The 24,303-nt window shown below is 55.2% G+C and carries 16 protein-coding genes and 1 pseudogene; 7 read left to right on the forward strand and 10 right to left on the reverse strand.

Annotated elements, in window-relative coordinates; genetic code table 11:
* Window positions 1–115 precede the first annotated feature (115 nt).
* The 5 genes from HMPREF9412_RS04685 to HMPREF9412_RS04705 all read right to left on the reverse strand — a co-directional run bounded on the left by HMPREF9412_RS04685 (window position 116) and on the right by HMPREF9412_RS04705 (window position 7,634).
* Window positions 116–1,135: a LacI family DNA-binding transcriptional regulator gene (locus HMPREF9412_RS04685; protein ID WP_036671292.1), complete on the reverse strand. Its 1,020-nt coding sequence runs from the start codon at window positions 1,133–1,135 to the stop codon at window positions 116–118.
* 176 nt (window positions 1,136–1,311) lie between these two features.
* The gene (locus HMPREF9412_RS04690) at window positions 1,312–2,124 is read right to left on the reverse strand and encodes a phosphotransferase (protein ID WP_009590155.1); all 813 of its coding nucleotides are present in this window, start codon (window positions 2,122–2,124) and stop codon (window positions 1,312–1,314) included.
* Complete coding sequence (locus HMPREF9412_RS04695) at window positions 2,117–4,336, reverse strand: DEAD/DEAH box helicase (RefSeq protein WP_009590157.1); 2,220 nt, start codon at window positions 4,334–4,336, stop codon at window positions 2,117–2,119. Before HMPREF9412_RS04695 ends, HMPREF9412_RS04690 begins: the two co-directional genes overlap by 8 nt.
* On the reverse strand, window positions 4,333–5,670 hold the full coding sequence (locus HMPREF9412_RS04700) for an ATP-binding protein (protein ID WP_009590188.1): 1,338 nt from the start codon (window positions 5,668–5,670) through the stop codon (window positions 4,333–4,335). Before HMPREF9412_RS04700 ends, HMPREF9412_RS04695 begins: the two co-directional genes overlap by 4 nt.
* Window positions 5,671–5,732: 62 nt before the next feature.
* Window positions 5,733–7,634 (reverse strand): TerB N-terminal domain-containing protein, encoded by a 1,902-nt coding sequence (locus HMPREF9412_RS04705; protein WP_009590151.1) that lies wholly within the window; start codon window positions 7,632–7,634, stop codon window positions 5,733–5,735.
* A 139-nt stretch (window positions 7,635–7,773) separates the two neighbouring features.
* Here HMPREF9412_RS04705 and HMPREF9412_RS04710 point away from each other — a divergent pair, with 139 nt between their 5' ends.
* Both HMPREF9412_RS04710 and HMPREF9412_RS04715 read left to right on the forward strand, forming a co-directional pair.
* A complete protein-coding gene (locus HMPREF9412_RS04710) occupies window positions 7,774–8,436 on the forward strand; it encodes a M50 family metallopeptidase (RefSeq protein WP_009590185.1) in 663 nt (220 codons plus the stop codon).
* Window positions 8,437–8,644: 208 nt separating this feature from the next.
* The gene (locus HMPREF9412_RS04715) at window positions 8,645–11,335 is read left to right on the forward strand and encodes an S-layer homology domain-containing protein (RefSeq protein ID WP_009590189.1); all 2,691 of its coding nucleotides are present in this window, start codon (window positions 8,645–8,647) and stop codon (window positions 11,333–11,335) included.
* 157 nt (window positions 11,336–11,492) lie between these two features.
* On the opposite strand, the gene HMPREF9412_RS04720 is transcribed toward HMPREF9412_RS04715, so the two are convergent.
* The gene (locus HMPREF9412_RS04720; RefSeq protein WP_009590176.1) at window positions 11,493–14,261 is read right to left on the reverse strand and encodes a glycoside hydrolase family 2 protein; all 2,769 of its coding nucleotides are present in this window, start codon (window positions 14,259–14,261) and stop codon (window positions 11,493–11,495) included.
* Window positions 14,262–14,408: 147 nt separating this feature from the next.
* Here HMPREF9412_RS04720 and HMPREF9412_RS04725 point away from each other — a divergent pair, with 147 nt between their 5' ends.
* Window positions 14,409–15,341, forward strand: a complete 933-nt coding sequence (locus HMPREF9412_RS04725; protein ID WP_009590169.1) for an ArsR/SmtB family transcription factor — start codon at window positions 14,409–14,411, stop codon at window positions 15,339–15,341.
* A gap of 142 nt (window positions 15,342–15,483) precedes the next feature.
* On the opposite strand, the gene fhuB is transcribed toward HMPREF9412_RS04725, so the two are convergent.
* Together fhuB and HMPREF9412_RS04735 are read right to left on the reverse strand one after the other, a co-directional pair.
* A complete protein-coding gene (gene fhuB, locus HMPREF9412_RS04730) occupies window positions 15,484–17,589 on the reverse strand; it encodes a Fe(3+)-hydroxamate ABC transporter permease FhuB (RefSeq protein ID WP_036671295.1) in 2,106 nt (701 codons plus the stop codon).
* The gene (locus tag HMPREF9412_RS04735; protein ID WP_009590159.1) at window positions 17,586–18,620 is read right to left on the reverse strand and encodes an ABC transporter substrate-binding protein; all 1,035 of its coding nucleotides are present in this window, start codon (window positions 18,618–18,620) and stop codon (window positions 17,586–17,588) included. The genes fhuB and HMPREF9412_RS04735 overlap by 4 nt, the downstream gene beginning before the upstream one ends.
* A 317-nt stretch (window positions 18,621–18,937) precedes the next feature.
* Between HMPREF9412_RS04735 and HMPREF9412_RS04740 the strand changes: the two genes are divergently transcribed.
* The 3 genes from HMPREF9412_RS04740 (at window position 18,938) to HMPREF9412_RS04750 (ending at window position 20,876) form a co-directional block, all read left to right on the forward strand.
* Complete coding sequence (locus tag HMPREF9412_RS04740) at window positions 18,938–19,156, forward strand: DNA-binding protein (RefSeq protein ID WP_009590178.1); 219 nt, start codon at window positions 18,938–18,940, stop codon at window positions 19,154–19,156.
* A 167-nt stretch (window positions 19,157–19,323) separates the two neighbouring features.
* Window positions 19,324–19,635 carry an ArsR/SmtB family transcription factor gene (locus HMPREF9412_RS04745; protein ID WP_009590170.1) on the forward strand — a complete coding sequence of 104 codons (312 nt, stop codon included), beginning with the start codon at window positions 19,324–19,326 and terminating at the stop codon, window positions 19,633–19,635.
* Window positions 19,636–19,751: 116 nt separating this feature from the next.
* Window positions 19,752–20,876: an NADH:flavin oxidoreductase gene (locus HMPREF9412_RS04750; RefSeq protein WP_009590167.1), complete on the forward strand. Its 1,125-nt coding sequence runs from the start codon at window positions 19,752–19,754 to the stop codon at window positions 20,874–20,876.
* Between the two features lie 108 nt (window positions 20,877–20,984).
* On the opposite strand, the gene aroC is transcribed toward HMPREF9412_RS04750, so the two are convergent.
* Window positions 20,985–22,043 carry a chorismate synthase gene (gene aroC, locus HMPREF9412_RS04755; RefSeq protein WP_009590146.1) on the reverse strand — a complete coding sequence of 353 codons (1,059 nt, stop codon included), beginning with the start codon at window positions 22,041–22,043 and terminating at the stop codon, window positions 20,985–20,987.
* 109 nt (window positions 22,044–22,152) lie between these two features.
* On the opposite strand from aroC, the gene HMPREF9412_RS04760 reads away from it, so the two are divergent.
* The gene (locus tag HMPREF9412_RS04760; protein WP_009590187.1) at window positions 22,153–23,037 is read left to right on the forward strand and encodes a LysR family transcriptional regulator; all 885 of its coding nucleotides are present in this window, start codon (window positions 22,153–22,155) and stop codon (window positions 23,035–23,037) included.
* 162 nt (window positions 23,038–23,199) lie between these two features.
* Here the strand turns inward: HMPREF9412_RS04760 and HMPREF9412_RS04765 are convergent.
* Window positions 23,200–24,303, reverse strand: a pseudogene (locus HMPREF9412_RS04765) (FAD-dependent oxidoreductase); the annotation flags it as partial.

The following is a 24,303-nucleotide window of genomic DNA, read 5'->3' on the forward strand; positions in this document are numbered from 1 at the left end:
CCCCCTTTGATCAAAAACGTTTCATATAATAAAAACGTTTTTATTTTCCGCCAAAAAAACCCCGAATTTATAAAACCATTTTTAAAAAACCGTTTGATTCGATCCTTCCCTTCGGTTAAACCGGTTCATTCCGATTCATCTTCACGTGACTGGAGCCGCGAACGACCAGTTCTCCCGGCAGCTTCTGAATCTTGCCCTTCTCTTTCTTCTGAATCATGCGCACCAGATGATCCACGACCAAAATCCCCTGTCTGGCAATCTGGTTGCGAACGGTCGATAGAGGCGGCGTAAAATACTGCGCGATATCGATATCATCGAAGCCCACGACGCTGACGTCTTGCGGAACCTCGTATCCGTGGGACTTCAGGGCCCGGATGCAGCCGATGGCGCTCACGTCGTTACCGGCGAGAAAAGCATCGGGCACTTTCCCGGGGTGTAAGTGAAGAAACGATTTGACGGCGTTATAGGAACCCTCTTCCTCGAAATAGCCTTGCAGTATGTAGTCTCCGTCGACCGGGAACCCGCACTCCCGGAGCGCAGCCAGATACCCTTCCTTCCGCTGCACGCTGTCAAACATCGTATCCACGCCGGAGATGTAGGCAATCTTCTTATGCCCCAGGCTGATCAGGTACTTGGTTGCTTCATAACCGGCTACGTAAGAGTCGAATATGATGCTGCCCATCGTTTCGTTCTGAACCTCGCGATCCAGGAATACGGCCTTAATCTTATCCTTCTCCATGGCAGCGATGTCTTTGTCGTCGATCTTCAGCTCTTCGAAGATAATGACGCCGTCCACACGGCCGCCCATAATATTGCTCATGATCACCTGCTTATCCTTCGTCACAAACACGTTCAAACCATAACCCAGACGGTCACATTCCCGTGACATCGACTCCACCAATGTGTAGAAGTAAGGCCCTGACACGCTTGTTGTAAAAAAGCCCAGCATCTTGGTCTTGCCCGACTTCAACAGCTTTCCATTCAGGTTAGGTACGTAATTGAGCCGCTCCGCCACCTTCAGCACATGGGATTTGGTCTCCGGGTTCAATACATCTACGTCGTTCAATGCATTCGAAACTGTAGAAATGGAGACTCCGGCTTCTCTTGCCACATCCTTGATCGTTACTTTACCCATATAACCATTCCATTTCCTTTGCGATAAAAACGTTTTTATGTTCATAAGTTACCACATATGTGAGGTGAACACAATGCTTTTTTGGAAGGGGTTACAAATATTTTTTTCAGTTATGCTCAACGACTATTGGGGGATAGATATGAAAAAAAAGCAGACACTCTTCAAATCGGTACCCTTCACCGGTACCACTCTTCGAAGTGTGCCTGCAGAAATTGAATCTCTCGTTCGTAATGGGCCACATGCCCCTCATCGATCATGTTCTGGTAAGCCTTGTTTCCTTGTGCCGCACCGGTTGTAAGTGTATCGCATAATGCCTTCAGGCGTCTTATCGTCCATTCTTTCAAGTTGGGAGGCGGTGATATGCCATAGGACTTAAAGAACAGCGATATTCTATGCGTGCGATCCGCAGCATGTAATTCCGATTGATAAGGTATCGATGTCCCTGTAGTGTAATCTATTGCAAAGCTTGCCAGCGGGACTGAGGTATACAGCATATAAACCATGTCCCAAATTCTTGGACCTGGCGCAGCCAAATCAAAATCGATCAGTGCAACCGGCACTTCATCTTGAAAAACGATATTGTATGGCGCGGCATCATTGTGACAGATCACTTCATCGACCCACTCCCCCGAAGCCTGAGAGGTATGTGCAACCTCGGGTTGGATTGAAGTTGCAGCAAAGCCCTGTACGGCGTCATGATAACGCCGTAACAACGCTGCACTCTGGATAAGGGCATGGTCCGACCATATATAGGGTTTAAAATCAGGATATTGGTTTCCCGGCACTTCGCCAGGAATGTAAGACAAGATCTCCCGACCGCTATGATCAATGCCTATGAACTTGGGGGCACCTTCAAAACCCTGCTTATCCAAGTGTCGAAGCAAGTCATGCACGAAAGAACTCCATTTCGTAGTACGATGAACGTTATTACCGATACGTACGACTTCGTTCACATTGCCACCAGGAAGTATTTCTTCCTTGTCATTCATTCGTAGCTCCCCTTCCCGCTGCACCATGTGCCATCCCCAGCGCCTCAGACAATCCCTCCAGATCCAGTCCGTCGGCGGCAAAAGCGGTGCGAACGAGCTTCGGCGGGACGAACTCGTCATATTTGCCGAGATACGGCGCTTCGTCGGGATCGAGAAGCGCGCCGGCGTCCTCGCAGTTCGCCAATTCCTGCTTGATTTCTTCCATCAGCGTTTCGTTATCGACCTTGCCCGCGACCACCATGTAATACGGCTCCATCGGCACGATAGATCGGAGAGCCAGCCGCTCCGACAGATTATGCTTCAGCAATCGCTCCAGCGTGCGAAATTGCTTGCTGCCCGCCCAAGGCAGAATGAACAGGGAGTCGCCGCCCGCCGGTATGACCACCTGTTTCAGCAGTCCGCTCTCCCGAGCAAGTCGGCGGGCCCGCTCCAGGCGATTCACCGCACCCGGTGCCAGGTATGGATAGATGGCGCTGTCAGCGAGCACCTCCCGCATCTTCTGCACCACGCGGGTATGCACATCGCCGCCTGCGCCAAGCCACAACGTATCGACCTTGCCCTTGGCCGACTTCACGTACAGGGCCTTGTGCTTCGTGTCGACTTCCTCTACCTTCCACAGCTTGCCTGCCAGCGAGAAGCAGTAGCCCGGCGGCGGCACGGTCGTAATCGATCCGATTTCTTCCGACCCATTATAAACGACATGCTCTTCATCGTCCTTAAACACCGCATAGAAGCGGTAATTGTTCACGATTTTCTCCCCGCCAAGGCCGATGATCAGGCTGCCTTCCTCCGTACGCTGGATGTGGTCCGTCTGGAGCAAATACTGCAGGAACTCCTTGTATTCCTCCGGCTCGATGCCGCGGAAGGCCGGGAGCGTGAGCACCGCTCGAGCCAGATCCGGCGGCTCGGCCTCGCCCATGCTCTTGAGCGTGCTCATCGTCTGATGGTAAAGCACGCCGACCGGTTTCTTCCGCAGGGCCAGCGGTTCGACCCATTTCTCGCGAATATACAGCTCAATGACGGCAATGGCCCGGAGCAGCATCCATGGCATGCGCGCAGGCAGCATAGCCTCCTCGTCCTCGTCCTCCGGACAGAGGAACATCATCTCGGAGGCCTGATCCCCGCGCCGGCCCGAGCGGCCCAGCCGCTGAACGAAGCTGGAGCAGCTGTACGGAGCGCCCAGCTGGATCACCCGCTCCAGCTCGCCGAGATCGATGCCGAGCTCCAGCGTCAGGGTAGCCGCCGCGACCGCCGGCCCCGGACCTTCGCGGAGCGCGGCCTCGGCTTCCTCGCGCAGCATGGCGGAAATGCTTCCATGATGCACATGGAAGACATCCCGCTGCTCGCGCTTGGCCGCAATCCGCCGCAGCTCGAGCGTGGTCAGCTCGGCATCCGAGCGGCTGTTGGTGAAGACCAGCGCTTTTTTCAGGTGGGTGTTGTCGTATACGAAATCGTAGTAGGCTTTGCGCGCAAGCTCCAGCTGCTCCGCCTGCTTCTCGTCCCGCGCATCCGGGAAGGAGAAATGCTCGACCGACAGCCGCAGCTTCCGCCCCCCTTGCGGCGAGACAACCTCGACCGCGTGCTTCGTGCCTGCGCCCAGCCAACCGGCTGCGGTCTCGTAATCGCTGAGCGTCGCCGACAACCCGATGCGGCGTGGCGAACAGGAAGCCATCCGCTCGATCCGGGTCAGCTGGCTCAGCACCTGAATGCCCCGGTCGGCTCCCATGAAGGCATGAACCTCGTCAATGATGACATACCGCATATCCTGGAACAGCGCCGGGATGGCGTTCGGCCGGTTCATGAGCAGCCCTTCAAGCGATTCCGGCGTAATCTGCAGCACGCCCGACGGCTTCTGCATGAGTTTCGTTTTCTCGGCTTGGGACACGTCGCCGTGCCAATGCCATACCGGCACCTGGCCTTCCTTCAGCAGATCGGTGATCCGTTCGAATTGGTCGTTAATCAGTGCCTTTAGCGGCCCGATATACAGGATCCCGACCGAGCTGGAAGGCATGTTGTACAGCTCCGTCAGCGCCGGGAAGAATGCGGCTTCGGTCTTGCCCGATGCCGTGCCGGAAGCGATCAGCAGATGATTGGACGTGTCGAACAGGACGCGGCAGGCTTCCACCTGGGCCTCGCGAAGGGTGTCCCATCTTTTTTTATAGATAAACTCCTGAATGAACGGGGCCAACCTGGAAAAAGGATTCGCACTCATAGCTCAAACTCCGCCAGCAGATCGTCCAGATCGTCCGAAGGAGCATCGCTTTGCCCCTTGCCCTGCGGCTGCGCTGCGGCGCGCTCGCCTAGCAGCTCTTCAAACGTCGCCTCCGGATGCTGATGCAGCGTATGCAGCAGATCCATGAAATCCCGCACCACCTCGCGGGTGGTTAGCAGCTCCTCAGCTCCCAGCCGATTCACGGCCGTCTGCATGAACGCGATCAGCTGCTCGTCCGTCAACTGCGCTTCATACTTGAAATGCAGGGCATGGATGTCGCGCAGCTTTTGCAGGAGGATGAGAATTTCCTCATACGACAGCATGTCCAGCTTCAGGATAGGCGACGTGTAGGTTCTCAGCGAACTGCTGCCGTAGCGTCCGTCGATCAGGCGGGAGCGCAGCGCGTCATAACTGAACAGTCCCCGTCGCTCATCCTCGACAAACTGCGGCGTTCCGCCCATATAGATGCCCAGATGCTCCGCTTTGCCCTGCATCGTGTCGTTGAACATGGTCAGCAGCTTCTCGTAGTTGCTCTGGCGGGACACGCTGTTGGTGATTTTGTAGAGGTTAACCCCTTCGTCAATGAACAGCAGCAATCCCTTATACCCGATGGCCGCCGTAAATTCGGACCACAGCTTCATGTAATCGTACCAATTGTCGTCATCGATAATGACTCCGACGCCAAGGTCCTTGCGGGCCTCCGTCTTCGTCGGGACTTCCCCGCGGAGCCAGCGCAGCGCCGCTCCCTTGCGGTCATCGTCGCCAAGCTTATAGCCGTTCCAGTAAGCAGCGAGAACCTTTGCAAAATCAAAACCGTGCACCAGATTCTGCATACCGTTCGTCACGGCATAAATCTGCGTTTCCACCTTATCGTTCAGCGCAGGGTCATCCGGGCGCAGGCCCGTCTCCTGCATGATGTCCTGCTGGATCGCGGCGATCCATTTTTGCAAAATGGCCTCCAGCGCGCCTCCGTCCGGACGCGTTCTCGTGGACAGATGGGTCATCAGCTCGCGGTATGTGGCAAGGCCCTGCCCTTTCGTGCCCACAAGCCGCCGCTCCGGCGACAGATCCGCATCCGCCACCACAAAATCGCGATCCATCGCGTAGTTGCGGATGATCTGCAGCAGGAAGCTTTTGCCGCTTCCGTAGCGGCCGGTAATCAGCCGGAAGGCGGCGCCGCCCTCGCCGATATTATCCATGTCGCGCAGGATCGACTCCACCTCCGGCTTGCGGCCGACGGCGATGAACTCCAGCCCCACCCGCGGCACGACCCCTGCCGTCAAAGAGTTCACGAGGGCGGTCGTGAGCCGCTTCGGTATTTTCAGTTCCGTCATGGTTCCACCTCTTTCAAGCATCTTACAGTCATAACGAGTCCAATCGATGTCAATCCGTCCGGTTACTCGGACTTCAATGTTTCCAGCATATCTATATAATCATCCGCAATGGACTCCCCATCGATCAACAGATCGCCGACGGTATCCATCGCGGCCTCGTTGATCTCATCAAGCAGCAGCGCCGGCATGGAGCCGGCCTGCTCCGCAATCCGCTGCAGCTGCGTTCGGTTCGGTCCGGACTTGAGGGCGTGCAGAACCTCCAAGTGTATAAGGTTAAGACGCTCACCTAGCTCCTGCCATTCCTCATCCAGTCCGTCCGTATTCCAAACCACCGCACCCTCAGATGATTTACCAGCCGCCGGGACGGATGGTTCCTTACTCTCGGGTGCAGCGAGCGCTGTTCCTTCATCCTCCGAAGCAGCGATTGCCTTTTCTTCCTTCTCGGTCACAACGAGCGCTTCTTGCTCCTTAGCTTCATTCCGGGCTTCCTCTGGAACTGGCGTCTCTTCATAAATAACCGCATCAAAATCCATCACGGCCTGGAACACTTCCGGGTTCTTCGCCGCGGATTTTGGAGAGGAATGCCCCTTTGAAGACGCACCCGTTCTCCTGTTAGTTGCTGCATGTCCCCCATAGTCCGAAGAGGCTCCCGCATCCGTTACAATTTCCGCTGCAGATCGGCTGTTCTCCGCTTCAACCTCCTGCTGCCCGGCTTCCTCCGTAAGCAGCATGTCGCGGACCTGGTCCGATTCCCGCTGCAAGCGGCGCAGCTTCCCCGTATCGATCTGAACCTCAGGCAGGCTCTGCTTGCGCTCGGCCTCCATCTGCTCCTGAATCTCTTTTTTCAGATAACGGGTGATGATCTCTTCCACTTCGGGTTCTACCGCATCCGCTCCGCGCAGCCGTCCCTTGAAGCCCCTCAATTCCCGCAGCTTATTCTCGGTCAAGCGGACCAGCCCGGTTATATAGGAGCGCAAAGGAGCGTGCTCGCTTAAGGACACCACCGTCAGCACGACGGTTCGGCCGTATAACCCGTGATCGTACACCGCGCTGCGGAATAAATGCCGTTTCACCTGCCGGGGCCGCGGCTGAAAGCGGTCAATAAGACGCTGCCCCTTCATTTTGGCTAAGTAGCTGTCCACGAGCGCAATCACCTTCGGAGCGTACCGTTCCAGGTCCTTGCGGCCCTTCTCCTGGTAAAAACGGCTCTTTTCCACGTCATAATCCAGCAAATCGAGCAGCAGCTCCCACGTCAGCTCCACCGGCTGGAGGGAGAACCGGCGCTTCCATTCCTTCTCCTTCAGCTCAGCGGATAGGACGCGCGGAAAACGCTGGTACGTCTCCCGGATCGGCATATCCAGGGCATGCACGATCATAAAATCATATAACCACTCCCGCAGATACGTATCCAGCTTGGCATAACGCTTGCGGTAGGCCGTCCACGCTTGCTCCATCAATGCATAGCCCTGCAGGGGATCGCTCCAGCCAACGCCATGGATCAGCTCGTAAAAATAGACAAAAAGATAGGAAAGGTCCGTATCCGGATATCGCCCGGACCTTACTTCCTCCCGCCAGTAAAAATACCATTTGAACTGGTCGCTGGCCATCTGGTCGTAGGTCGGCCAATAGCTTTTGAAGGCTACGAAAGGGGCCTCATCCTCCACATGCCATGCGAGTTCCCTCGCCTTCTGCACGAATTGCTGTTCCTTGGTCACATAGCGGAAGTCCTCGCCCCAATTCATGTCCAGCGGCTGCTGCGGCTTCACAATCAGGGGATTCTTCGCTTGCGCGTTAGGATTAACGATCTCCTGTTCCTGATGATTCGGCCGCTTGTCCGGCAGTGGAATATCCTGCTCATCACCGGCCAGCTCGAATTCGGCAAAGCGAATCCCTTGGTCGGTCACGTGCGTAGTATGTCTTATCGAATCTATGTGATTGTCGTTGTTAGGCTTATCGTTTTTCATCGAACATGAACCTCCGTCACAACTTCAATTATACCATTTAACCTATAGGAGCCACCTGAGTTTTCACATGTTTCTCATCTGTATTATAATGGACGGAATGATAGTCTAGCGAATGACTTTATGCTGAAAGGACCTTCGAATGAATAAATGGCTGAAAGCATTGTTATTTCTGGCGGGCGCGGCTTTTCTGACGAGGCTGATCCCCTTCTCTTCCTGGTTCCGTATCCTGGATACGATGATCCATGAGCTGGGGCATGCCGCCATGACCCTTCTCATGTCGGGCCGGGTGCTCAGCATCGAGCTGAATCCCGATCACAGCGGCGTCACCTATTCCATGCTGGCTTCCGGCGGCTGGAGTCCGATCGTGGTCTCGCTTGCAGGCTATACGTCGGCATCCCTGTTCGCCATTCTGATGTTCTACGGCTATGCCAAGAAAAAACAGGCTACCGGCCTGATCACCATTACCGTGCTTGCCCTCATCATGATCATCTTCTTCGTTCGCGCCGGTTACGGATTATGGTGGCTTATCATATTTATGATCGTGAATCTGATCTTCTATTTCCTCGGCGATAAGGTCCGCAATTTCTATTATCTGCTGCTCGCCTTTCTCGTGCTGGAAGAATCCGTGGTCGGTCCGCTGACCCTCTTGACCATGGCGCTGACCCAGCCCAAGCAAGCGGGCGACGCGTCCAACCTGGCCAACATGACCGTGCTCCCGGCGTTCGCCTGGGCGCTGCTGTTCCTGCTGTTCTCCCTATGGTGCGCGAAGGTGGCGCTCCAGCTGTTCTGGAAGAAGCGGTAACGCATCGTGATTGCTTTATATTTAATATAAAAGACCATTCCATGATGGAAATGGTCTTTTTTGTTCCAATATTTTCTTTGACTCTATCAATATTCCAAAATATAATAACATAGTCCTAGTATTTTAATCCCATATTAGGTATTTAGAAATGATTGAAGAGGGTTTTAAGAACTATGTTCATATAAAATCTTACCAGGAGGCTACTAGAATGCACATCACGAAAGCGCTAAAGAAACCTGTCTTTGTCATGATCATGCTCATCTTCTCGCTGTCCATCATGACGACGGCATGGGCCGCACAACCGGATGCGGACGATCTTCAAGGACATTGGGCGGAGACCCGGCTGCGCAGCTGGTCCGATCAGGGCCTGCTTCAGGGCTATAACGGGAAATTCAACCCCGATCGTCCAGTAACGCGGGCCGAATTGGTAACGCTGATCAACCGTTCTTTTGAAATAACCGAACCAAGCAGCATCTCGTTTAAGGACTTGGAAGCTTCTCATTGGGCTTATGACCAAATCGCCAGAGCCGTGAAAGCAGGCTACATCGATGGATATAACGACAATACGGTACGCCCGGACCATACGGTTACTCGCGAAGAAGCCGCCGTCATGGTGGCCAAATTGACGGAGCTTGTCTCCGCCGAAACCGTGCCTGCAACCGATTTTAAGGACGACTCCTCCATTTCCAAGTGGAGTAAACCGGCGGTTTCCGCTTTGGCTGAGAAAGCCGTTATCACCGGCAGCGCCAAAGGGAACTTTAATCCGCAGGGCAAACTTACTCGCGCGGAGGCCGTTACCCTGCTCGATAAATCACTGGAGTACAAGGTTCCGACGGAAATTACATACGATAAGGCTGGGACTTACGGACCGGCTGCCGGCATCGAAACGATCAAAGGGAATGTCATCGTAGCCGCGCCGGGCGTTACCCTTCAAAATGTGGTGATCGAAGGGAATCTTACGCTGACCGAGGCCGTCGGAGAGGGTGATGCCTTCTTCAAAAAAGTAAACGTCAAAGGCACCACGACCATTCAAGGCGGCGGAGCCAACTCGGTCCACTTCGAGGACTCAGTATTGGTACGCGTATCCGTTGACAAGCAAACCGGCACCGTGCGTGTCGTTGTCGTCGGAGAATCCGCGATTCAGCATGTGGTTGTCCATTCTCCGGTCAAGCTTGAGGAATCCAGCGTGACCGACAGCGGATTCGCCAATGTGGAAATCGCGAAGAACATGCCTCAAGGCTCCGAGGTTCAGCTTGTCGGCCAATTCGAGGATGTTCGCGTGCTTTCATCGGACATCAAAGTCAGCATCCCTAGCGGGTCCGTTAAGCAGTTGAACGTGGAAGAAGGAGCAAAAAATACGGAGATCAACGTCAATGCCAATGCTTCGGTCATGGATCTCGTTCTGAACGCCGTTGCCAAACTGCTTGGTCAAGGCACCATCGCCAATGCAACGGTTAACGCGGATGCCGCCGGCTCTACATTCCAGAAGCGCCCTGGCGCGGTTGCCGGCGATGCGGCAAACACGATAACGGCACCGCCCGCAAGCGGCAGCACGACGGGCAGCGGCAATAACAGCAGCAACAATGGCGGCGGTGTGGTGGATGGCGGCTCCGGCGGAAACGGCGGCGGCAATAATGGGAGCGACCCGGGACCAGGCAACGGTGGCGGAAACGGCGGAGAACCCGTTCCTTGCACAGGAACGGCAGACCAGTGCAGAGACGCCCGTCTGGTGGATCTCACCGTATCCGGCTTCACCATGAACCAGTTGGATGCGAACGAGTACACTACGGGAGTCACCGGCTTTAGTCCGGACACGTTCGAATACAGCATCGTGACGGACCGCAGTATGACGCAACCCGTATCGGCTACGGTATCTGTCACGAAAGCGACTTACAACAAGGTAGACTATATCGTCTGGGAGGATGGAGCGAATACCTTGGCTTCCGGGACGATCACCGACGAGAATCCTGCATTCAACCTGGAGATCAAAGGCATGAAGGATGTACGGGTTCGCTTGACCGTCACGAGCGGAGACGGAATCGGCAAGAAGGTCTACGAAATTTTCATTCAATACCCAAGAACGATCCAAGAGGGTCTAAAGATTGGTTCCCACAAGGGGACGCACAGCAACAACGGAGTGCTGGTAGGGGAAAAGATGTACTACAACCTCATTAAAGGCAATGTAGGCGGAATCAAGCTGGGGGAACTGTACACGGTTCTCTTATATGAGCCGAACGCTTCCACGCCGTTCCTGACCTGCCAATATACCAGCTGTAACCTGCCGGACGGCAAATTTGCTAAGGATACCGCAGGTACCTGGAGGGTAGAGATTCTTCGCGACGGTGCGGTTGTAGACTCCGGCGATTATCAATACGATTTCATGACGGCGCCGGTGCTGAGCAACGACATCGGATTGCGGGCTTCTGCCGTTACCAAGCAGGAATTGATCGATTTCTTCTTGAGCGGAGGAAACTTCACCACGCCGTTTAAGTACGGTTATCTCGTCTACGCGGACATGTCCAAGCTTCGCGCCGAGTTTCCGACAGCCAAATTCTTCGTGGAAGGGTCGTATGAGATGTACATGCCGACATCCTCGCTCCCTTCGGGATTGAGCGTAGACGAATTGAAGGGCAATTTGCAGCCGTACGGTTACCAAGCTTACCAAATGAGCAGCTTGCGCCCGATTCCATCCGGTTCGGGAGAGGTACAGCTCACCGGGGGATATTACCACCAATCCGACTATGAAAATGAAAAAATAGTCAACGATAAAGTCGTATACCTAAGTCTATACGATGAAAATCACAACATCATCGGTCAATACGTCACCATCCTGCAGTTTGACCAGGACCATGTTGCTGACGGTTTTACGCCGTCTGAAACCTGGCAGCCGACTCCGTAAGTAGGAGTTAACTAAAAGAGGAGCATCGTTGTAGCGTACGCTACAACGATGCTCCTTTGCTGTTCTCTGGGTCGGTCCATGGGGCCGGTCGCAATTGATCGCCTCCCATATTCCTCACCACGAAATTCAAGGCTGCCATGCATCAACCTTTCTTATATCACCGGCACCGCACCAGCAAATCGATCGGATAGCGGCCCGCATTCCGACCATACAAACTGATGCCGCCCTCCTCGGTGCGCAGCTCCAGACGGAAGCTCCGCTTGCGGTCCAGCTCTGCCGCGAGTCTGCCCGGCACCTGCGCCTGGCACAGATAGCCGTACGAACCGGCCTCTTCCAGAAGGTTATGAACCGGCTGATAGTGCCACGACAGCACGCCCCGGCTGTCGGCAGGGTCATCCGCGAGCACGGCCTCGCCGATTTTGACATCGTCCACCCACACCGATACACGGGATTCATGCAGCTCTTCATCCGTCATATAATAGGTGCTTGGATTATATTCCACGTCCGCCGAAGCCCCGTGCATAAAGTCGATTCCGTGAGCACGTTGCCGCGCGCCCTCGATATTTCTTGCCAATAAGCGCTTCGCGCCTGCCTCGAAAACAATGTCGATATCGCGGATCAGCGGCTGTTCCTCTTGGTCCGGCAGCTGCACGTCATAGACGAACCGCCCTTCACCGCCGCCGTTTACTTTGGAGCCTAGAAGCGCCTCCCACATGTAGGCAAAGCTTTGCTCACGGAACGAGTTAACGGGAATGCTTAAGGTAGTGACATCCGCTCCATCGTTCCCTTGTTCCTCCGCACCACGCACATCAAACGTTGTAAAGTTACGCGTTACTACGCCGCCCACAGCATTCAGGAGACGAACACCGAGGATCGCGACCGCATCGGTCTCCGGCATGCGAAGCTGCAATTCGGTCAGCGGCGCCACGCCGTAGCCGTTCCATGCTACTTCCAGACTTCCTTGATCCGCCACGACCTTCGTGCCTAGCCGGTCATAGGATAACTCCCAGGCTACGGTCAGCTTCTGCCCGTGATATCGATCTGAATAACTGGAACGCAGCAGCGGTATGGTCTTCTCAGCCCCTTGGTCCAGCGTCTGGCACGGCGGCGCGTCGATCACGATAAAGTCCGGCGTATGCAGATCGGCGATCGTCATGCCCGGCACAAAATCCTCGTACCCGAATTTTTTATCCGTCCCATCCAGCCGATAATAGCCGTTGAACTCGTTCGTGACGTCGCGGAATTCCGTGAATACGAAGCCGCATAGCTTATCATGGCGGCGGAATTCGTTCAGCATATAACGATAGTGCCACGCGAGATCGCTGTCCCCGGCTCCTCCTTCGATTCCCCACACATTTCCGCATTCGCTGTTCATGAGCGGAGCATCGCCTTGCTGGTTGCCACCGATGTAGTTATGCTCCGATCCCGGATACGTCTTCTGTACAATTTCCTCGATATGATTCCGCAGCGGTTCATAACCGTTGATATAAAAATGCCAAGTGTTGATATCTGTCTCCACATGATCATAATTGCATGGCGAATTGTCCTCCACGATTCGGGTAGGGTCAACACTCTTGGCCCAGCGGTACTTCTCCCGCACCCACTCCTGCGTCTCCTGGAGATAATAATGTTGCTGTCCTTCTCCGCCTGTCAGGCCGGCAGCCTCGCTATCCGTGCGAAGCCCCCAAGTTTCGTTGAACATAACCCAGGAAAAAATCGACGGATGATTCCGGTCCCGTTCAATCACTTCCAGCGCCTCGCGCTCATAGGCGGAACGCGCCGCCTCGTCCGGATTGCCCCAGAAGCACGGCATATCCTCCATCACCAGAATCCCGAGTTTATCCGCCCAATACAGCTTGCGGGGCTCCTCCGGCTTAATATGAATCCGCACGAAGTTCAGCCCGAGCCGTTTCATCAGGTAAATCTCGTCCCGCATCTCCGTATCCGTCGGGTAAGTGAAGAATCCCGTCTGATGGTAAGACTGGTCCAGCGTTCCGTTTAAATAAACCGGCTTCCCGTTCAACGTAATCCAGCGGTAATCCCGGCCATCGAACTTCGCCGTCCCGATCTCGCGTATCCCAAAATAAGTATGAACGACATCCTCGCCGGCGGAACCCGCCAGGCGTAGCTCCCCTTCGTATAAATGCGGGGTTTCGGGACTCCACAGCTGCGGATCGTCAACCTGGAACACCGTTGTCATTTCATTCGGGCCTTCTTGCAGCTCCCACTCCGCCTGATGGGTGATCGAGCCCCCAGCGAACGAGAGCCCGAGTGTCACGGCGCCTGCTTCCAGCGCCTGGATTTTGGACTTCAATTCGACGCGGCCGTCCATGGAAGTCGTAAAGGTTGCTTGCTCCAAGTAGGTTTTCGGCCGGGCCTCCAGCCAAACCGGCTGCCAAATCCCTCTGATCTCGCCGTACCCCTGTTTCCCGCGGGCTTGGTAGTTATGGTCGTAATCCTCTGCACGAACCACGAGAACATTGTCTTGTTCCGTATTCCAAACGGTTGTCACCTCAAACTCGAAGGTTCCGTATCCGCCTTGATGCGAGCCGACATGCTTGCCGTTGACCCATACGTCGCACAAATAATCCACGGCACCGAATCGCAGGAAGATCCGCGATTGCTTCTCGGCCGGCTCCCATTTCACGGACCGGCGATACCAGCCAACCCCCTTCTCGTCTCGTGCAATCCCGGATAAGGGACTGACCCACGAGAACGGCACCGTGATCTCCGAATCAAAAAGACCGGCGTCTCCCCCTTGCAACTGTTCCGAGCCCACGCCGCCTTGCTCCAAAGCGCCGCCGGTCTCGAGCGTGAACGACCACGGCCCGTTCAAATTCAGCCAGTCTTTTCGTTCAAAATCCGGTCTCGGATACTCGGGACGTGGAATGTCCGTACGGATGGGCGCTGCCACAGGAATCTTCATGAAGCGAACACAACCTTTCCTTGTTCTGAATTTGCCCCTATTCTAGCACCTATATATAATTATTGCAATGTACATTATACTTTTACAATATAACAAATTTATTGTACACTTGGAGTCACTATAACGCTTCAGAAAAGGAAGGGAATTATGAACGAATCGAAGCTGGAAACCAACCGTTATCCGGCATCCCGGATCGTGGAAGTCGCCAAGGCCTTATCCAGCGACGTCCGGGTCCGCATCCTTGAAGCGCTCGGCGATAAACCGATGAGCGTCGGTCAGTTGGCGGAGGCGCTGGGGATTGCCCAGCCTACAGTGTCCATTAATGTCCAAATGCTGGAGCAAGCGGAACTGATCGTCTCTTCGCAAGGTGCGAATCGGGAAAAAATCTGCGCCGTCACCTGCCGCTCCATTCTTCTCGAGCTGCCCTCGAAGCCGGGAGAAGGGCTGCAGCGCACGGAAGAAATCCACATGCCGATCGGCATGTTTTCCCACTGCTGCATCGAGCCTACGTGCGGCATGGCGGCCCGGGACGGCTCGCTGATCGGATCGCCTGACGATCCGCGCGCCTTTTACATGCCGGAACGAACGGAGGCTGCGCTCCTCTGGTTCTCGGGGGCGGGATACATCGAATATTATTTTGCGAACCCCATGCCGCCCGGTGCGGCCCTCGATGAGCTCCGCATCCGCGCGGAGCTAAGCTCGGAAGCGCCTTCCTTCCAGCAGGAATGGCCATCCGACATCACCGTCAGCATCAACGACCTACCTGTAGGCACTTGGAGAAGCCCCGGTGATTTTGGCGACCGCAAAGGGAAGCTTACCCCGGATAAATGGAGGAGCGGCAGCGAGTACGGCATGCTGACGGAATGGCGCGTGACGAAACAAGGCAGCCAGGTCGACGGCCATGCATCTAGTGCCACGACCATTGATTCGCTGGACCTTGCTTTTAACCGGCCGATCCGCGTCCGCTTTGAGGTGAAAAAAGACGCGGAATATCCAAACGGACTGAATCTATACGGTTCGGGCTTCGGTGATCATCCGCAGGATATCATCCTGTCGTTTGTGCGCTACACGGAAGCCTGATCCTCATACGCCACGTCGAACGAAACGATCATCAGCTTGGCCGTCCCCAGCAGTCCAGGGGCGATGGCACGCAAAAAGGCTATTCCATGTCACCCCTTGGCGACGATGGAATAGCCTCTTTCACTATTACAATCCTAACGGTTTATTTCTTCTTCAGTTTATTGGATTTCCCCATTAAATATAACAGATACGGTGCTCCCAGGAGCGCGGTAACGATACCCGAAGGCAGCTCCTTCGGAATGATGACCACCCTGCCGATCCAGTCTGCCCCGGCCAGCAGAATTCCGCCGAGCAGCGCCGCAATCACCATCGATTGCCGATGACGGGCACCGACCAGCATTCGGGCGGCATGCGGCGCAAGCAGCCCGATAAAGCCGACCGAGCCGACGTTCGCGGCAGCTATGGAAGCCAGCAGCACCGCAATGATGGCGACATACATCCGGGTATTCCGCACATTCAGTCCAAGTCCGGTGGAGCTTTCTTCGTTAAACGTCAGCAGATCCACCTTCCGTCCGAGCCATGCCGCCAAAGGCAGCAGGATGAGGATCGCCGGAACAATCCGCTGCACCTCCGTCCAGCCCCGGTTATAGGTACTCCCCGCCATCCAGGATAAAGCGGGCGCAACGTCGACCTTTGCATGGACAATCATCAAATTGATGATGGCCGAACCCAGCGCGGCGACGGCAATGCCGACCAGCGTAAGAATTGTCGGGTGAAGCCCTCTCTTCCAGGACACCGCGTATACCAAAGCAGCGGCAGCCATTCCCCCGATCACCGCGCCGACCGGTACCCAGCCGGCCGACAATTGCGGGAAGCCTACCATCAGGAGCAGCGCCCCGGCTCCAGCCCCGCTGGTTACCCCGATCACCTGGGGATCTCCCAGCGGGTTGCGGACCGCATTCTGCAGCAGGCTGCCGCTGACAGCCAGCGCTATGCCGGACAAGCCGGCCGTGAGCAGCCTTGGCAGGCGGAAGTCCAGCAGAATCTGGCGATACATCTCCTCGCCGCCTCCGGTAAGCACGGCCACCACTTCCGTAAAGGGGATGCGCAAGCTGCCGCTCACCAGACTGAACACCCAGACGAGCACCAGCAGCACGCTGAACAGTGCAACCAGGACCGGATATGGAATCCGGCGCAGGCTTGTGCCCGCCATCATCGATCCTCCCGAGGCTCCGCGTCCCCCGATCAACGAGCGGGATACCCGAAGCGCAAGCCAGATCAGGCAAGGGGCACCGAGCATGGCCGTAATGGCTCCGACCGGAAGCTCCCCGTAGGCATTCACGAACATCCTGGCCACCGTGTCGGCCCCGACAAGCAGAGCAGAGCCCCATAACGCGGCCAGCGGAATTAATCCTGCATGCCGGACTACGCCGGACAAGCGGACCAAATGGGGAGCAATCAACCCGATAAAGCCGATCGGACCGACAACGCTCACGGTCACGCAGGCCAGCACGATAGCTGCCCCCATGGCAAGCAAGCGGGTGGTGCCGACTTTTTGGCCGAGGGAGCGCGCCGATTCCTCATTGAGCGTGAGAATGTCCCATTGGCGTACCGCCATGCATAACACGACTAACCCGCCGATGATCCACGGCCATGAAAAAGCTACGCCATCCCAGTCGTTCTGGATCAGCGAGCCCGAACCCCACAGTAAAATCCCCTGTGTTGTCTGCTGATTCAACAGCAGCAGCGCGCTCGTGACGGACGAAAGAACCAGGGTTACGATCATGCCGGACAATGCAATCCGCAAGGGAGAGCCGTGCGTCCTGCCAGCCAGCGCATAGACGGCTACAGCCGCCAGCGTTCCGCCTGCCACTGCCAGTGGAAGGGCATATTGGTGCAGCAATCCCGGCCAGAAGATCATCCCGGCCACGACAGCCAAATAAGCGCCCGCATTCACGCCAAGCGTCGTCTCCGAAGCAAGCGGATTGCGCGTTACGGTCTGCATAAGCACGCCGGACACCGCCAAGGCCGCGCCCGCCAGCAGGCCCATGACCGTTCGCGGAAGGCGCACGCTGCGGATGAGATGGTGATCTGCAATATCCTGCGGAGACACCAGCGCCTGCACAACCGTTTTGACCGATATATCCGCAAGCCCTTGCGTTAAGCTGATAAACGTAAGAAATAGCAGTGCCGCAAGGCCTCCAGCCAGCATCCATAACGGCTTCCAGCCCCTACCTGAGGCAACAGGCGGGGCCGGATGGATGCTCACCGGCGTGGAGCCTTGAGCTGGTTTCTCGCCGAAACTCATTGCGTGAGCAGGTCAGCTGTCTTTTGAGCCATGGTCTGGGCAGACAACGGGCCGCCGTAAGGCCACATGTCACCGCCAAGTGCATACACGCGGTCTTCTTTAACAAAGTTCAGGCCTTTCCAAACCGGATTGTCCTTCAATTGATTCTCGATGATGTTATCACTGTCCTGGATAATGTGCAGGAAATTCGCGTCCTGAAGAGCCGGCAGCGCCTCGACGTCCGCAGTGGTGAATCCGTAGACTTCAAATTGACCTGGCTTATGAGCGTTGGTCAGCCCGATGTGTTCAAGAATTTTTACGGCCAGGGAATTATCCGTCGATATTCGGAATACCGCCGCATTCTGGTTGCTGTACCCCATCGCCAGCGCAAACGGTTTTTCCGTCATGCCCGCAGCTTCAAGCTTGGCTTTGGCATCGGCATAGGTTTGATCCAAATCGCTAAGCACGTTTGCGGCTTCGTCTTTTTTATCAAGCACGTCAGCAATCGTATTAAAGGTATTGATCATCTCTTCATACTGATCCCCTTGTCCCTCAGCCGGATAAGGATCAAACACCAATGTTGGCGCGATGTTGTTGTAAGTTTCAAAACCGGCTTCAAGATTGGATTTCAAACCGATGATCAGGTCCGGCTTCAAGGAAGCGATAAGCTCCAGATTCGGCTCTTGGCGAGTGCCGACATCGGTTACGTCGGAACCGATCTCTACCGGAATGTTCACCCACTGTTTCATCCCTTCAATGTCCGCAATGCCGACAGGCTGAACACCCAGCGCAAGAACATCTTCTGCGTAAAGCCACTCCAGCGCCACCACGCGCTTCGGAACGCCCGTAATTTTCGTTTCGCCCAATGCGTGCTTGATGGTTCGGGTCTCCGGCGTGGCCTCGGTGTTATCCCCGCCCTGTGCGGCCCCTTGATCCGAATTCTGCGCTGTCGTAGAACCGCTTCCTCCATTGGATGCCGCACCCCCGCCGCAGCCGGCTAAAACCACAGCAAATATCAATACAATAAATACAAGACCCTTCATACTCCGCATTGAATTTCTCCCCCTATACCCTCTATGTATTGTAGATATTGTTTATTAATAATAATTATTGAGAACAATTATCATTATCAATACTCAGCACAATGATAATCATTCTCATTGATAATGTCAATAGATTTATGAAGATTATCTGAACCCTTCATGAATCGTGTGCTTTTTGCCATGAAGATCGGATTAACTCTTTACAGCCAAGTCGTTCTGTAACATAATCTTACTGATTGTTTTATGCACGCTTAATCTCAGCCATCGACTCATTCACGAAAGTCCATGGCTCTTTTGACAAATAACCGAAAAAGTGAGGGATTTCCATGCGTGACAACCCCCCTGCAGCTGCGGCCGAGAGCGACTTTCCCGTTAAGGCCGGTAATCCGGCACGGCGAGCCCTGATCGTTGCCGGCTATCATCAGCTTGCCGATCTTACCCGGGCGACGGAGAAAGAACTGCTTGCGCTTCACGGAGTTGGTCCAAAGGCGATCGGAGTATTGCGCGCCGCTTTGGCCGAGAAGGGTCTGGCCTTCAAAGAATAAAAAAAAGAGTGAATACATAAGGTACCTACATAGGATGGATCCCCAAGCCGTAAAAAGGTTCCGGGTCCATCATGTTTATGTTTGCTCCTATATGTCAAACCTTACCGAAGGCAGAACATTCACAAAAAACATATTTACATTTCTATAAAAATAGATATAATAAGCTTATGGATACCTTACAAACCATCAAAGCACTATCAAACGAGTCCCGGTTCAAAATTCTGGAGTGGCTGAAGCACCCGGAAGAACATTTTGATCCGCAGGATCACATGCCTTCCAAATGTGATTTTCATGGCGGTATCTGCGTGGGCTCCATTTCAGAAAAAACAGGACTCGCTCAGTCGGTCGTTTCTGGCTACCTCGTCAAATTGCAAAAGGCTGGTCTACTGGAATCCCATCGAGCGGGCCAGTGGACGTATTACAGACGTAATGAGGAGGGCATTAAGCGTTTTATCGAACAACTCAAGGAAGAGCTTTAAGCTTAAAAAGCAAATCAACCTGAAGATTAAGCTTAAAAGCTCTTTCTTTTTATCATATATATCTATTTTTATGAAAATACAGAAAAGCATATTAAACATATTGGAGGATTCCATACATGAGCAACCAAAATCAAAGCGTCCAATCTACCGCATCCCTATTCGAGCCCTATACCATCGGTAACCTTACCCTTCCTTCCCGCGTGGTGATGGCTCCCATGACCCGAGGCTTCTCCCCGAATGGCATTCCGGGCCCGGATGTTGCCGCTTACTACCGCCGGCGTGCGGAGAACGGCGTCGGATTGATCATTACCGAAGGAACGCTGATTAACCACCCGGCGGCTACCGATAACCCTAATATACCTAATTTCCATGGAGAGGCCGCATTGAACGGCTGGGCCGAGGTGGTCCGTCAGGTCCATGAAGCCGGCGGTAAGATCATGCCGCAAATTTGGCACATCGGCATGACAAGACCGCTAGGTGCCGAGCCTAACCCGGAAGCACTTCCGATCGGGCCATCCGGACTTGACCTGGACGGCAACGTCGTCACGAAACCCATGACCAAGGATGAAATCGAGCAGGTGATTCAAGCTTATGCCGATGCAGCCGCGAATGCCAAACGCCTTGGCTTTGACGGCGTAGAAATCCATGGTGCCCACGGTTACCTGATCGACCAATTCCTCTGGGAAAGAACGAACCGGCGTACCGATGAATACGGAGGCGACATGCTGAAGCGTGCCCGCTTTGCGATCGAAGTCGTAAAGGCAGTCCGTCAAGCGGTAGGTCCTGACTTCCCTGTTGCCATCCGTCTATCCCAATGGAAGACGACCCAATATGAAGCAAAGCTGGCGGATACGCCTGAAAAGCTGGGGCAGCTGTTAACCGCGCTGTCAGACGCTGGCGTCGACATATTCCACTGCTCGACCCGCCGCTTCTGGGAGCCTGAATTTGAAGGCTCTGACCTGAACTTTGCCGGATGGGCCAAGAAGCTGACTGGAAAAACGGTCATCACCGTCGGTTCCGTCGGCCTCGATGAAGTATTTACCAGCCTCTTCACCCAAGGTAAGGGTGCCGGCCAAAGAGACCTCGAAGAGCTGCTGAATCGTCTTGAGGAACATGAATTTGACCTGGTTGCCGTCGGCCGTGCTCTGCTGGCGGATCCAGAGTGGGCGGCCAAGGTTCGAGACGGGCGTTTCGACGAGCTTGCCCCATTCACGCCGGAATCCTTGCAAACCCTGGTTTAATGCGATTTCAACTCCCTAGCCCCCTTGGGACCTGAGAGCCGCATTAGATCTTCAAATACAAAACCGGAAGCAGACTGCTTCCGGTTTTTTGCCGTATGCTGTTCATTGCTATTCGTCATGCAAAGCGGCTTGCCGCTTGTAATGATCCTCGATGACCATGCAAGCCATCGCTTCGATTACGGGTACGACACGAGGGCAGATGCATGGATCGTGCCTGCCGATCGTCGTTATCTCCCGTTCGTTCCCCTCCACATCGACTGTCCGTTGGGGAATCGATATGGAGGATGTCGGCTTGACGACGACTCGGAACACGATGTCCGCCCCGGTGCTGATACCGCCGATGATCCCGCCGGCATGGTTCGTCCGAAACCCCTCCGAGTCCATCTGGTCGTTATGTTCACTTCCCCGCATGGAGGCGGCTTGGAAGCCCGTCCCGAATTCAATGCCCTTAATCGCTCCAACGGACAACATCGCCTTTGCCAGCTCAGCGTCAAGCTTGTCGAATACGGGTTCTCCTAATCCCGCAGCGATTCCGCTGATACGGCATTCGACGATTCCCCCGCAGCTGTCGCCCTCTTCGGCCAATCGTTCTATCCTTTCGATCATGCGAACGGCCGCTTCAGGATCACAAGCCCGAACAGCATTGCGTTCGATGGCATCGACGTCGAATTGCTCGCATCGAATGCCGCCGATCTCCGTCGTATAGGCCAGGATCGAGACGCCCCGGCGTTCCAGAAGCTTGCGCGCCACGGCACCGGCTGCCACTCGCGCAGCCGTCTCCCTTCCCGAAGCTCTTCCGCTTCCTCGATAGTCGCGTATCCCGTATTTTTTCTCATAAGTGAAATCCGCGTGCCCGGGCCGGTAGGCCGATTTGATGGTGTCGTATGCCGACGGGCGCATGTCGGTGTTGTTCAGCATGATGCACAGTGGCGTGCCCGTGGTTCGCCCCTCGAAAAGTCCGGATACAATGCGGATCTTATCGTATTCCTTGCGGGGAGTCGTAACGGAGGATTGCCCCGGCCTTCTGCGATCCATCTGAATCTGGATGTAGGCCTCATCCAGCTCGACGCCAGGCGTGACGCCCTCCAAAATGACGCCGACTGCTTCTCCGTGCGATTCCCCGAACGTAGTCATTTTCAATCGTTCTCCAAACGTGCTTCCTGCCATGTCCCTACCTCCCGAATACTTTCGATTCCTTTTCATTTAGTTTAAAGGTATAGTTGAGATAAATGAAATCGTAATATCGTAGAGATGCCATAGAGAGGATTGATGACAAATGATCGCCAACACCGAATGGTATCGAGTGTTTCTGCATGCCGCCGAGACGTCCAATTTGACGAAAGCTGCACAAAACCTCCATATGACACAGCCTTCTGTGAGTTATGCCATCAAGCAGCTGGAAGAAGCGCTCGGCGTGGGCCTGTTCGACCGGTTATCCAAGGGCGTCCGCCTGACGCAAGAAGGCCAAGCCCTGTATCAGCATGTACGGCAAGCCTTTGATGAACTCGATTCAGCCGAGCGCAGCTTGAAGAAGCTGAAGCAGTTCGGCGAAGGCAGGCTGAGGATCGGCGCGAACGGGGCTATCGTTAAGGACTTTCTCCTCTCCTTGCTCGACCGATTCCATGCCCGCTATCCCGACATCCGCATTCAGCTGTCACAGGAGCGAACCAGCAGCATCGTGGAGCGTTTAAAGAAAGGCTCGTTGGATCTCGGCTTTGTTCACCTTCCCGTATCGGACGAGGAAATCCATATCATCGACTCCCGTACCTCGCCTTATTGCGCCGTGGTCGGAACGGCCTTCGCAGATTGGGCTCGCAGGCCTCTACGGACGGAAGAATTGACGGAGCTCCCCCTCTTGATGCTATCCCCCGGCAGCTCGACGCGATCCTTCATCGAAGGGTGGTTCCGATCGCACGGGGTGGAAGTGGAAGCCGACTTCGAGTTGAACAGCCTGGACATGTTAGCGGAATTTGCCGAGCGCGGTTATGGAACGGCCTTCTTGCCGCGGGCCTTTGTCTCGCCCCGCATCTCGGACGGTTCCTTGTTGGAGCTTCGAACAGACACTCCGTTACCGGATCGATATATCGGCGTCGCCGTTCGAAAGCACCAGTCGCCATCGCTGGCGGCAGGGGCATTTTTGGAGATGCTGCAGCAGAATTGACGATCTTCCGCGACATTCCTAACTGAACAAGGCAGCCGGATGAACGGCTGCCTTTGCTTCGTTTGTATTGACTAACGGTTTAGCAGATATAAGCTTGCTGCTCACCAAATCCTGTCCAAGCTGGCACCTGTTGAATACACAGGCAGCTGTTAGCTTTGAAAACTAACCGTAAGCCCTCACTTCAATAACCTCGGCATAGTCCGAGCCGTTCGTGCGCTCCACCACCAATCGAAGCGCCGTGCAAGGAACGGGCTCCTCCAAACGGTGCACGGTTCTCCGGCGGCGGTTCGACGCCTCCGAAGCAAGCGTGATCCATTTCCCCTCCGAATCCAGGGCTTCTAATCTGTAGGCACGAACCAGCTCAGGGATGATCTCGAACGGCGTACGATGATGGTGCAGATTGATCAGATCCTCGTTGACATCATCGTTGAAGATAAGATGAACCTCGCGGACCGTCTGCACTTCCCCCCACTCCAGCTTCAACCAAGGCTTCTCCCCGTCTGCGATTCGCTCCGATACCCACATATGCGGACCGCCGTAAGGGCGCTTGTATCCATCAATGACATGCTCGGGATGATACGCCCTTGAACCGATCGTCGACCGCAGGCAGAACAGCTTGCGGACCATCCCCTTCATGCTCCACTCCACCACCGGCTGGCTGTCATCATGATCTTCCAGCTCCTTGGAGACGCGGGCTGGCGTCCCCCGTTCGAAGGCAAGCAGCCCGCTCATCGGCTTGGACGACAAATACAGCGTCAGATCCGGATTTTTGCGCACGATGATAAAAGCGTTTTGCGGCTCCGCCGGCTGCCAATCCAGCTGGACGGGGGCCCACTGTCCCTGCCCCGGCATGATCCGGACGGAGGTGCGAAATTCTAACGCTGCCGGCACGTAATTCTCCGGACGTCCCGTGCTCCAAACCTCCACCGTCATGTCGGTCTCCTGCTCCGCATCCACCAGCCATGCCACCTCGCCCGCCAGCCCCGGATCGGCCGGCATCAGCACGGCAATGTCCCGCTCCAACGGGTAAGGCGCCCCCGCCTCCTCGATCGCGATCCTGGACAGATGGGACGATGCGCTGACCTTGGCGCTTCGGGCCAGATCCAGCGGATCGCGGTTCGCAACCCCGAGCACGGAGGCATCCTGCTTCAGCAGCGTCTGCTGAAGCTCTCCGCTCCGACTGCTGGACAGCTCGCGCGGGGAGAGGCCGTGCTGAACGCACAGCGCCGCAGCGGTGCCGGCCGCTTCGCCCAGGACGGCGCAGGT

The sequence above is a fragment of the Paenibacillus sp. HGF5 genome (genome assembly GCF_000204455.1).
In the GTDB taxonomy this organism is placed as follows: domain Bacteria; phylum Bacillota; class Bacilli; order Paenibacillales; family Paenibacillaceae; genus Paenibacillus_AQ; species Paenibacillus_AQ lautus_A.